This is a genomic window from Psychrobacter sp. LV10R520-6 (assembly GCF_900182925.1).
GTDB lineage: Bacteria > Pseudomonadota > Gammaproteobacteria > Pseudomonadales > Moraxellaceae > Psychrobacter.
The window spans coordinates 1,901,710-1,913,475 of sequence record NZ_LT900024.1 but is presented as its reverse complement, the minus strand read 5'-3'; the positions used below and the strand labels follow the sequence as shown (position 1 = coordinate 1,913,475).

The 11,766-nt window shown below is 43.1% G+C and carries 8 protein-coding genes and 1 tRNA gene; 2 read left to right on the top strand and 7 right to left on the bottom strand.

The features are described from left to right. Positions 1 to 197: 197 nt before the first annotated feature. Complete coding sequence (gene cas3 / locus U1P77_RS07970) at positions 198 to 2,852, bottom strand: CRISPR-associated helicase Cas3' (RefSeq protein ID WP_321154505.1); 2,655 nt, start codon at positions 2,850 to 2,852, stop codon at positions 198 to 200. A 297-nt stretch (positions 2,853 to 3,149) separates the two neighbouring features. Between cas3 and U1P77_RS07965 the strand changes: the two genes are divergently transcribed. After that, a protein-coding gene (locus U1P77_RS07965; protein WP_321154504.1) for an IS5 family transposase occupies positions 3,150 to 3,970 on the top strand; the annotation gives its coding sequence in 2 pieces (ribosomal slippage) (positions 3,150 to 3,534 and positions 3,534 to 3,970; 822 coding nt in all). A 186-nt stretch (positions 3,971 to 4,156) separates the two neighbouring features. Here the strand turns inward: U1P77_RS07965 and U1P77_RS07960 are convergent. Beyond that, positions 4,157 to 4,233, bottom strand: a tRNA-Val gene (locus U1P77_RS07960). A 329-nt stretch (positions 4,234 to 4,562) separates the two neighbouring features. Here U1P77_RS07960 and U1P77_RS07955 point away from each other — a divergent pair. Continuing rightward, the gene (locus U1P77_RS07955; RefSeq protein WP_321154503.1) at positions 4,563 to 5,552 is read left to right on the top strand and encodes a glutathione S-transferase family protein; all 990 of its coding nucleotides are present in this window, start codon (positions 4,563 to 4,565) and stop codon (positions 5,550 to 5,552) included. A gap of 118 nt (positions 5,553 to 5,670) precedes the next feature. On the opposite strand, the gene U1P77_RS07950 is transcribed toward U1P77_RS07955, so the two are convergent. The 5 genes from U1P77_RS07950 to maiA form a co-directional block, all read right to left on the bottom strand. Continuing rightward, positions 5,671 to 6,726, bottom strand: a complete 1,056-nt coding sequence (locus U1P77_RS07950) for a Csu type fimbrial protein (RefSeq protein ID WP_321154502.1) — start codon at positions 6,724 to 6,726, stop codon at positions 5,671 to 5,673. Further along, complete coding sequence (locus tag U1P77_RS07945; RefSeq protein ID WP_321154501.1) at positions 6,726 to 9,212, bottom strand: fimbria/pilus outer membrane usher protein; 2,487 nt, start codon at positions 9,210 to 9,212, stop codon at positions 6,726 to 6,728. Before U1P77_RS07945 ends, U1P77_RS07950 begins: the two co-directional genes overlap by 1 nt. Beyond that, the gene (locus U1P77_RS07940) at positions 9,163 to 9,933 is read right to left on the bottom strand and encodes a fimbrial biogenesis chaperone (RefSeq protein ID WP_321154500.1); all 771 of its coding nucleotides are present in this window, start codon (positions 9,931 to 9,933) and stop codon (positions 9,163 to 9,165) included. Before U1P77_RS07940 ends, U1P77_RS07945 begins: the two co-directional genes overlap by 50 nt. Before the next feature lie 5 nt (positions 9,934 to 9,938). Then, complete coding sequence (locus U1P77_RS07935) at positions 9,939 to 10,484, bottom strand: spore coat protein U domain-containing protein (protein ID WP_321154499.1); 546 nt, start codon at positions 10,482 to 10,484, stop codon at positions 9,939 to 9,941. A gap of 504 nt (positions 10,485 to 10,988) precedes the next feature. After that, on the bottom strand, positions 10,989 to 11,636 hold the full coding sequence (maiA, locus tag U1P77_RS07930; protein ID WP_321154498.1) for a maleylacetoacetate isomerase: 648 nt from the start codon (positions 11,634 to 11,636) through the stop codon (positions 10,989 to 10,991). Positions 11,637 to 11,766: the final 130 nt, after the last annotated feature.

Genomic DNA, 11,766 nt, shown 5'->3' with positions numbered 1-11,766 from the left:
GAAAATATGGTTAAATATATTTTAAGTTAATCATAGCGTATAATAATTGACTTCAGCAAGCTATTTTTATAAACAAGTCTGCTGTGGATTGAAATGTAAAGGAAAAGATGAGTATATTGACTCGGCAATGGCTATCTAACCACAGTCATTGCCATTTTATTTTATTAAAGCTATTTCTTAAAAATAGTTACTTTGGCTTAAAACCCACCTAAAAAATCTAATTCCCCACTTCCCGAAATATCCAGTCCCATCTTGTCATCATAAAACTGTTCATCTAACGTCAAAATACCTGTGTCTCTGACCATAGCAATTGCCTTAACATCCTGTAATTGTTGTAGCATATAAGGAAATACATTCACGCTATATTGCTGCGCTTCGCGGACTAGCTTATAAAAGTCTTTATCGCTCACCTCTGTACCGTGTAAATCATTAATTAACTCACGACCTGCTTCACCATACGGCACGACAATGGCCTGAGTAGGCGCATCAATAGCCTTAAACGCTCGTCCTGCATCCATAAATGACTGCCATAGTTTCGGAAACTGCTTATTTTTTAATCTTGTAGAATTATCATTAGCAACATATTCATTAGTAGGATTGCTACTAAGCCAACCGTAAATCGTATCACCGCCGCTCTGTTTTGAATCCAAACCTTTCACGGGATATGCCATCTGCTGCTCAATAGTAGACTCGGTATAAAAGTATTCAAAATAGCTGGTCATAATATCGGGGTCGAGCAGATGCTTGTCCTGATTCTCAGGTAAGCTTAAACTGTAAAGGATATCGACCATTTTATTTCTACCCAGCTCGATGGTAGGCAGTTTGCTTAGATTTTCCTTATCAGGTCTTACGATAAATACCTGTCCTTTAACTGGTTCGCCCGTATCATCAACCATCTCACCATGACGGTTACAGCGCCCTGCTGCTTGTGCAATACTATCAAGCCCTGCCAAAAACCGAATAACTGACTTAAATGAGACATCTACACCGGCCTCAATTAATTGCGTTGAGATGACTAGGGTAGGTAGTCCTTGCTTTAATCGGCTTCTAATCTCAGACAATAAATCTTTTCGATGCCTAGCACATTGCCCCGTACTTAGATGAAATAGTGCTGATAATTCTGTTGCTGTATTTTTAAACTGTTCTGACAAAGTTTGATACAGCTGGCTTGCCCATACTTTGGTATTAACAATAACGAGTGTGCTCTCAAACGTTGTAAAGTTATCTATTATATAGCTGGTTAGACTATCCAAATCTTTATCAGGTTGAGTATGGTCGTGAATATCTACTCGCTTTAATGTATCAAATAATAGGCTCAAATCTTGCCGCTCACCGATGATTTCCGTAGGAGTGTTTAACGTCCCATTTTTTTTATTAGGTAGGTTATCTAACACAGGCTGTGTAGCTGTACAAAGCACGGCGGTGCTATTAGCGTAGCCAGTTAAGAAATTAATGGTATTGCAAAAAAGGTAATAGCAGTTAATAGGTAGGGTTTGAATTTCATCAAAGATGAGTACGGCTCGACTCAGTTGATGTAGCCGTCTGACACCTTTAGTGCCTCCACCGAAGCAGCTTTCCAAAAACTGCACCATGGTAGTAAATACAATAGGAGCGTTCCAGTTGTCCATTATTAGCTTGCTTTGCCATGTCTGTACATCAGGCTCTAAATTAGAATGCTGCTCTAATACCCAATCGCCTACATAACTACCATCAGTCAGTTTTTCTTCTAAAATTTTTCGAATCTCAGCAGCATTTTGCTCAATGATACTGGTAAAAGGAATAATATAAATGATTCGGTCGAGGTTATGCCGCTTGGCATGTTGGAGAGCGAAACGCAGGCTAGCTAGGGTCTTACCGCCACCTGTAGGCACGGTCAGTGAATATATCCCTTGGTTTTTCTGCCCAGTATCAAAACAAGTTTGAGCGATACGGTCGCGTTGCTCGTTAATAGGATTGGAAGGATTACTTTGAGATTTATCACTAAACGCTTTATAAACAGCCTCTAGCTTATCAATGGCCGTCTGCCAATTTGGCTGATGATAGGTTAAAAGGCATGCTTGATTAGGGTGTTCAAAGGCAATGCTGTTGCTACGGTCGGCATCAATTAAACAACTAAATAGCAAACGAGTATAGAAACCAATATAAAAGTCTTTTTGTTTATTCTCTAAGGATGAATTGTTTTTAATCGGCTGATAGGCTCGTATAAATTCTTTTAGCGTTGCTGATATTATATTTTTATCTAAGTGATTGAACAAATCATTCGCTAGAGCATTTTTACCAGCTTCTACATAATGGCTAGCGTCTTCTGGTTTTTGTTTACGTTGGCTAAGATAAGCTTTTCCTGATTTATCCACCACATTCACCAAACCACTATGATGTGATGCGATACAAATAAATAAAATATCGGCAAGTAATTGGCCTTGCTCTACTTTTGTCTTTTTCTTACTTTGATTATCTACTTGACTGCTGCTTAACTCTTTAAACCGTTTGTACAGATAAATTGCTCCAGCGGTAGAGTGATCCACAGATCCCCTTGCAGGCTTTCCTTGTAGCTCTAAAGCTTCACAATCATCATCTACCGTTCTATTCCCTGCCTTAGCTTTATCATGAGCGACACATGCTCTAATATACTCCTGAAATGCTTGGCTATACTTACCTAAATCATGTACCAAGCCGATCAACTCACCCGCTAATGGCAAACCAATCTTGGTCGCCAATGCTTTAGATATTTGCGCTGTGCCGGTTAAATGGTCATACAATAACTGCTCACTGCCGTCGCTGGCACGAACATGCGCAATAAAATTTTGATTAGCTGTATTTAGTGGCTCATTTTGCTGATCTACGCTTTTCACTATTGGTTATTACTCCAAACAAAGTTTTTATATTTGCTCACTTAACCATATCGTAATCTAACCAAAGTAACAATATAGATATGACATAGATATGAGTTACGACGACAACAGCTGTCGTTAATATAACAAACAAAAGCCAGATATTCCGAAGATTATCTGGCTTTAAGTAACTTAAAATATATTTAAATTAAAATTAATGGATAGTTCTAAAAATCAATTCTGTCCTATAATAGACCTCTTTCCAAACCAGAAAACATGTTAAATTAACCAACAAATTAACTAACAGACGCCCTCATCATGACATACAACGAACTTATCAAACTACCAGCGCACCACTTCAAACGGTACATAGGCGTCAACAAAGACACCTTCGATAAAATGATCCAAATATGTCATCAAAGCTATCAAGTCAAGCATAAAAAAGGTGGGCGTCACAGTAGCATCAGCGTAGAAAACAAACTACTCATAACACTTACTTATTATCGAGAATACCGAACCCAGTTTCATATTGCTCAAGACTTTGGTATATCAGAAAGTGCGGTATGTAAAAGTATTCACTGGGTAGAGCCCGCGCTTATAAAACATCCAGACTTTGCATTACCGAGTAAAAAAGCCCTATGGCAAGACCCTCACATGGACACCGTACTCATTGATGCCACCGAAGTGGCCATAGAGCGTCCCAAAAAAAGCAAAAACAAGGCTACTCCGGTAAAAAGAAACGACATACCCTAAAGGCTCAGATAGTGGTCAACAAAGCGGATAAAAGTATTATCTGCACTCATTTCAGTACCGGTAGATGTCATGATTTCACACTCTTTCGTCACTCAAAACTAACCATAAACGAAGACATAACGATTAAAGTAGACTCAGGCTATCAAGGCATCCAAAAACAGCATAGCAACAGCGTATCACCTCAAAAAAACAGTAAGAAGCATCCATTAACGCAAGAGCAGAAGAGAGAAAATAGGAAGCTTGCGGCTGAACGCATTACTAATGAGCATGTTATCGGTGTCTTAAAACGTTTTAGAATCTTATCTTGTCGCAATCGCAATCGAAGAAAGCGTTTCGGGCTGCGGTTTAATTTGATTGCTGCTATTTATAACTTAGAGTTAGCTTAGTTTGGAAAGAGGTCTAATATCTTTTTACAGTCTCAAAATTAATGTGAGGCACAAGTTGGGCACAAGGAATTTAAGGGCGTAGCTAACAGTTTGACATCTTCTTAATCATCCTACATATCTGTCAACGTAACTCCCTGAAAAACAGACAAAAAAAGCCCCAGTCGTTAAACTGGGGCTTTTAGAATCTGGTAGGCATAAGCAGACTCGAACTGCTGACCTCTACCATGTCAAGGTAGCGCTCTAACCAACTGAGCTATACGCCTATTTAGGACATGCATTTTAGCAAGTTTTTACAACTTTGCAAGTCTTTTTTATTAGAATGATGAGTTATTATTCTAATAGACGCAGCGACTCATCCTAAAAGCAAAAAATATGGTGGTACTAACAAAGGGTAACTGGATTTTGGCATCTAGCGCTGATGATAGTGCGTGTTTCTTGTTGATTGCCGAACACTCATAGATGAATCTGCCCCATGTGGTAGACTCTTTTTGACTAACACCAAAACTGACTTATTACCGGCTTTCAACGATTTTAATCGCGGTAATTTTTGGATCAAACCAGCAATCAAAACTAAAATAAACAGGAGAACAACGTGGGCTTATTAGTTGACGGTCAATGGCAAAATAAATGGTATGACACAAAATCGAGCGGCGGCCGTTTTGAACGTAAAGATTCTAGCTTTAGAAATTGGGTAACCACAGACGGTAGCGCCGGACCCTCAGGTATTGGCGGGTTTAAAGCTGAGCCTAATCGTTATCACTTATATGTCTCTTTAGCGTGTCCTTGGGCGCACCGTACTCTTATCTATCGTAAGCTAAAAGGCTTAGAAGATATGATTACCATGTCGGTAGTCAATGCCTTTATGGGTGATGAAGGCTGGACATTTAATCCTGGCAAAGGCGTTGTAGCTGATCCGATTTTTAATGCCACTCATTTATATAATATTTATACTGCCGCTCAAGCCGATTATACCGGACGCGTTACCGTGCCCATTTTATGGGATAAAAAAACCAACACCATTGTCAGTAATGAATCGTCTGAGATTATTCGCATGTTTAATACGGCATTTGATGAAGTTGGCGCATTAGCAGGAGATTTTTCACCGCCAGAGTTGTTGGCAGAAATCGATGCATTAAATGAGTTCATTTATCCGGCGATTAATAACGGTGTGTATCGAGCTGGTTTTGCCACTACCCAAGACGCTTACGAAGAAGCGGTGGGTGAGGTGTTTAATGCGCTGGATACCTTAGAAAGACGTTTGGGAAATAGTCGTTATTTGCTTGGTAGCACTCTTACCGAAGCGGATTGGCGACTGTTTACCACTTTAGTACGTTTTGATGCCGTTTACGTGGGTCATTTTAAATGCAACTTACATCGTATCGTAGATTACCCCAACCTTTGGGGCTATTTACGCGATTTATATCAGGTGCCGGGTATCGCCGACACAGTGGCAATAGAGTATATAAAAATGCATTATTACGGCAGCCATGACACCATTAATCCAACATTTATAATACCTGTTGGTCCTGATATCGACTTTAACGCACCGCATGATCGCGAGCGGTTGTCGGTACTAAATTAATAATAATTTCATTGATAATGGATAGATTGGTTGTTGGTAAATGGTTGAATACTCGTTACCCCGTTTGGATAATAAGTCATCCAACAAGCATTTAGGTATGATGGAAATAGCGAGGCTGTCAGTAATTCACTCTAATAGTCACGGTGTCGGAATAGTTGTCTGGTTTGAAGTCAGCGTTAGGGACAGTGACATATACAGTCTGTGCTTCACTGGTTCCACTGCCTTTACCAATAAAGCCGTTGGTTAAAGTGTCATAGGTGCTGCCATTATTGCCCCATTTAGTGGTTCTACTAATATCAGAAAATAATTGATAAGGCACCTTGTCAGTATTGCTACCGGAACCCTTCATAACGCCCGCACCATTAGTGTTGTCGTTGGAAGGGGTCAAACCAATATTATAGGATGCGTCATTTGTGCAGGTCACACCAATTGCATTGTTATTGCTACCAGTGATATCGGTCTGGCTTGCTGAATAATGGCCCAAGTTGACGTCGGAAGTAGTGTTGATTGTACACTGGGGGTCAACGGTAGCTTGGACAGTAAACGAGAGTGGACTGGTTCCTTGAATTTCTGGTGAAGAGCATTGTTGATTGTCAGTATTGGAACCGACTGTTATAAACGTCAATGCTGTATTGACACTTGTGAAGTTAGTAGTGTAGTCGCCTGCTGTGGCAGCGTGATTATCAGGTACCAAAGATACTTTAATAATCGTGGATTTGGTTGTGGTAAGACCTGGAGTTACACTAACGAAATCTATGAACTCTTCTGTTCCCTTGCCGTTGCGTGGGCCCCATGTAGCACCACTTCTGTCATTAAGTGTCATGTTGAAATTTAATTCAGAACTACCACTACCAAATAGAGGTAGATAACGGGGATTGATTTGGGAAGGATTATTATTGCCACCATCGGCTCCAATGCACACGGATGCCCACTCGGTAGTATCAGAGGTGTTTGTGCAACTATAGGTCAGCAATTGCTCAACGCTAGCATTGTCAGCATTGGCGAGGGTAATGGTACCAAGATTGGGTGAAACAAAGCTATCCACTTTGCAAGTAAGCGCTTGCGCATTACCCATCGGTAACCACAACGCTATAGGCAGCAGCAATAGGCTGTAACGCCACTGGAACAGTTTCATTTTAAATATTGTTTTAAATATCGTTTTAAATAGTGTCATTATTTCCGTACCTTCTGACAGATGAGGGGGCCAATTAGTGGGATGCCATCACCTTGCTTGGCATAGTCAAAGCTAACATTGCAAATATCACCAGAGGGGGTAATTACCTCTAGCACATTACGCTCATCCAGTGTGTCCAGATACACCATGCCATCAAAACCAACGATTGTTGATGGCAGATTCTGGTTGGTGAGCAACCTTACCTGACTGCCCAACTCTATTGGTTGGTTGTCGCTGTCTGTCAGAATAATAGAGGCAGAGCGCACCGGTGTGATGCCAAAGGCGATCAGTACACCCGCGCGGTCTGTGGGCGTGGCTTCAATGTTGATTTTATCAATACGCAGATCCGCCGGTAAGTCCATGGGGTCGATGCTGACCTTGTTATCTTGGTAAGCGTTCAGCGGTGACACCAGCAACAGCCCCCGGCTATTGGTGGTACCGATGGCACTGTTTTGCAGTAACACCGGCACATTGGCGATACCGTCAGTGGAAACCACGGCAAAACCATTATTGATTTGGCGGGCGGCAAATATTCCGCCGCCCATCTTGACCAGCGCGCCTGTGACACTGGCAGAGGTGCTGTAATTACCATCATTGCCTCTGATACCCACTTGACCTTGTCCATAGCGACCGAGGTAATTAATTTCCGCCATGCCGCCCGTGCTGTCATTTTTATTCGCAGTATTATCTACGCTGTGTTGTGCCTGTGCGCGCCAACCTATGCCACCTGCACTGGGAGCGGACTGCGACACATCAGCTACCAAGACGTCGCGGGCTTCTGTGTGTCTTAAACTACTGCTAACTGACATATTACCATCCAGCGATAGGGATGCGCCAATAGAGACACTGTTATTAGCAGAGTCGTTGATATCGTGATTATAATTGGCGTTCAGTCTCAAGCGCCGCCCAAAAGACTTAGACCAATAGGCACTGGCAAACTGGGTAGTCTCCTGCTCCGCATAAGCCACTTGGTTATAGCTCACGCCAAAACGGCCTAGAGACTGAGTACTGTAACCGGTTGAGAATTGCTCACTTCGACTGGTAGGGGCAGATCCGTACTGTGTGCCGACGTCACGGTAATCACCGTGGGTGCCCCTAGCACTGAGGCCGACATTGAAACGGCTATTATTCCAAGAGTAGCTGGCGCTATATTGCGCGCCGCTCTGACCTTGGCTCTCGCTGCCGGCCAATGATGCGAACAAGATACCACCTGCGCTACCTAGCAACCAAGTACCACCGACTCCGGCATTACTGAGACCATTGGTCACTTCGGCATGGGTTTCTGCGGTAAAGCGGTCGCTAACCCCATAACGCCAAGTGCCACTGGCGGCGATATCGTTGCCGTAATCAAAGGATTTGATGCCATAGTTTTCGCGCACGGCGCCGAGCTCTACTGACCAGTCGGAAAGCCCTGGCTGTAGCAAACGATGGGCGTCGTAAAGTGAAAAATTGACGGTAGAGCTTTGTCCTAGTGCATCGGTCAGCACGAGTTGAGCTGTGCCTGCGCCACTGAAGCTAGGAGCGGTATTGAGCTCAAATGGGCCGGCGGGTACATCGCCGCTGTATTGCTTGAGGCCATTCACATACAGCTCTACTGCTGAGGGCAAGGTGGCAGAGCCAAAAAACGAAGGCAATGGGGCGGTGGTTAGATAGGGTTGCAGATCAAAATTAGTGCCAAACTGTAGACCTCCTAAGCGCGTGGAACGTGTCCATGACAGCGCGCCTGTGAGGATGTCGCCCGCACGAACCGTAAGCAGCTTGTCAGGGAATGATTTGCTCCAGCTGGTATCCAGCCGTACCGTACGACCGTCCCAGTCACTGCTGTTATTGCCGCTGTCAGAAAGGCGATTTCCGGTTGTCAGTGCAGTGGAGCTTATTACGCCAAGGGAGTTAAACGCACGAAGTTCCGTATAGGCACTTAGACTGGTGGCATTATTTTCTGTTTGCGTGCCATAGAGATCATAGTTTAATAACATGCCGGGCGATGCGGTAGGTTTCGGGCGTTTATTACTACGAGTGCTACGTATGGTGGTGTCTAGATTGAGTAGATTTAGCGGGGCAATAATGCTTACCGTTTGTCGACGGGCGTCATAATTAATCTTGACGTCGAGTAGGCTACTTAGTGGGATTGGTTCGATGGTATCAGGAGGTAATATAAAACCGAGCTGTTGCAGTATGGCAGGACTTGCCCAAAGTTGATCTTCACGGTAGACGAAGTGAACCAAGCCCGCACTGGCGCCATTTAGAGTGACGTCCAGATACAAATCGAGGCCAGTATCATTGTCAGGGTTGTAGCTGTCTAGGTCGAGCTGGGCAAGTCTAGTATCATCAATGACTGTAGAAGTAACGTCTTTAGCAACGACATTTGTAGCAGCAACGTCATTCAGTTCCACGGCATGGCTGACCGATACCGTCATACTCTGCAGTAAAATTACTTTAGCGAATGGAATTGTCCAGTGTGACGTCCTGTGTCGTCTGAGTTCCATTGATTGTTACCTTGAATTTACCGGTTGTTGTCCCTATCGGTAGGGCGGAGGGCGGTATTTTCAGTGTCCAGTGCATGGTAGCGCCTGGTAAAACATAACCCAGTAAACCTTGATGTATATCAATGCTATTATCCGCAGCGTCCATAATGCTCAGACCAACTAATTTAGCATGGCCATTGCCGCTATTGCTGATACTTAATTTCATCTGCTTACTATCTGGTAGCAAGTTATATCGCCATTGTAACTTTGGGCTGGTCTTGACAACACCAATCGGTTGCACAAATACCGGTAGAGAGTAGCTTATTGCAAACTGTAAACCACTTTTTTGATCAGTAGACTTAACAGGCAGTTCGTTAACCAAAATTCGGTAGGTATCTTCCACAGCTGCTGCGCCTTGCTGCGGTGCCTTAGCGCGGATAATTCGGACCAGTTGTTTTTCACCGGAGTTAAGCTTAATTATTGGCGGACTGGCCAATAACCCTCGTGATGGGGTGAGCTGATCGCCGTTTTCGTCCTGTGACCACTGATAAACGCGCACTTGCGCGTTTATCACTTCGTCACTCGAGTTACTAAGGGTCAGGCCACTGGCGTTTTCTCTAGCTTGTAAGTTTAAGGAGATGGGAGAGACCTGTAGGCCACTCGCCATTGCTCCACTACTAGATAAGAGCAAGCTAAAGATAATAGCAGGTCTCGCAACACGGCGTAACCAGAGACTTAACATAGATATTAGTAAGCTACAGAAACGGTAATGGTATCGTTATAAGTACCAGGTGTAACATCGGCGTCATCAGTCACTGTGAGATATATAGCAGTGGTAATATCGGTAGCGTAATCAGTTGCTGCTGCTGTGGACACAGTGTTGCCCGTGCCCTCAGTGCCCGTAGTAGAACCCCAAGCGCTGCCACTAGCTGAGCCGGAAGTCAATTTATAAGCAACTTCTTCGAGTGTGTCAACTCCTCCGAGCAGGGTGCCAGTGCCGTCGGGGCTGGTGGTTGATACAGGTGTCAAGCTAATAGTAGCAACGTCACTCTTAGAGCAGTTCACAGTGAGGTTAGTGGTTCCTGTTACAGCCGTAGTCGCCAAGCCTGCCTGAATGTTCGAAAGATCGACATCTATAGGAGCTGCGCTTATGGTACATATAGACTGGACTTCAAGCGTAGTGTCAAAACTGCTAGTGGCAGGGTTAGGCTCCGCCGCATTGGCACTAGACATAGCGGCAAAGCCACCAACAGTTAGTAGCGCAGCGGTAAGTAGGTTTTTGTTAAATGTCATGGTAATTCTCCATAGGTTTGGATTTTTTAGCATTTAGGTGATTTAAAGGGCAGCAATCGAATAAATACTGTGCATTTATCGTGCTAGACAGCGGAAATCACGTCATTTCGCAATCTCGAACCCACTGGTATAGGGTACTTACCTGAGGCTACCTGATTTTGTTCCTTTACAAACTAAGAGTATTTCTAGCTTGCAAACCAAATGTAACATTATCTGTGCACAGTTGCACACTGATTTTACAATTACCAGCCTACGATGCGCTTTAAACTATCAATTATGTGCTTAATTTCCTGTAATAAAGTTATTATTATCAAAGTGTTAAAACTATTTTTTCTTTTATGTAAGAAATTATTAGGCCTCAAATATTTTTAGACCAGCTATATGTCTGGGTTGCCGCTTCTATCATTTTTATTTAGCTAAAATAAAGTGAAAATCAGAGTTTTACTTCAATTCCACTTCATTTAATAACTTTTGACAGCTTTTGATAACTTTCAATCATATAGATTAAGCTTCTGGTGCATCGGGTTGTTTTGAAGGGTCAGCATCATCAAAGGCTTTAAGCGATCGGCAATGCTCATCAATAGCGACGATATTGGGATAAGGGGTTAAGTCTACTTTGAAACGACGGGCGGAGGAGACCTGCGGTATTAAATAGCAATCTGCAAACGTTGGACTGTCGCCATAGCAAAACTTTCCACGTGATTTGTCTTCTGCCAATAGTTTTTCTAAAGCAGCAAAGCCCTCGTCCATCCAGTGCTGGCACCAGGTCATGACCTCATTTTTGCCAATTGTTAACTCATTGCGCAGATACTGTAAGATGCGACGATTATTAAGGGGATGGATATCACAGCCAATCATGGCGCTAAGTGCGCGTACTTGCATACGGCCCGCCGCATCTTTAGGCAATAGAGGATTTTGTATATAAGTTTCCTCTAACCATTCTAAAATAGCCGGACTTTGATAGAGCAATAAGTCATCGGTCTGTAGGACGGGCACCAATCCTTGCGGATTGATAGATTTAAATGCCGACTCCAACTGTTTGTCTTGGGCCAAATTAACCGCGATATAGTCATAATCCAAACCTTTAAGATTCATGGCAATACGAGTACGGTAAGAGGTACTACTGCGAAAGTAATTATAAAGCTGCATCATCATTATTCTCCTTTTTGGGCAGGTATCAAACGCTCATCATTATGTATATAATCAGTCACAATCATAAATCTGCTAAACTTAATAAGGTGTTATGAGTCGTCGCAAGCTAATTTTTTTAGACCAATGCGCT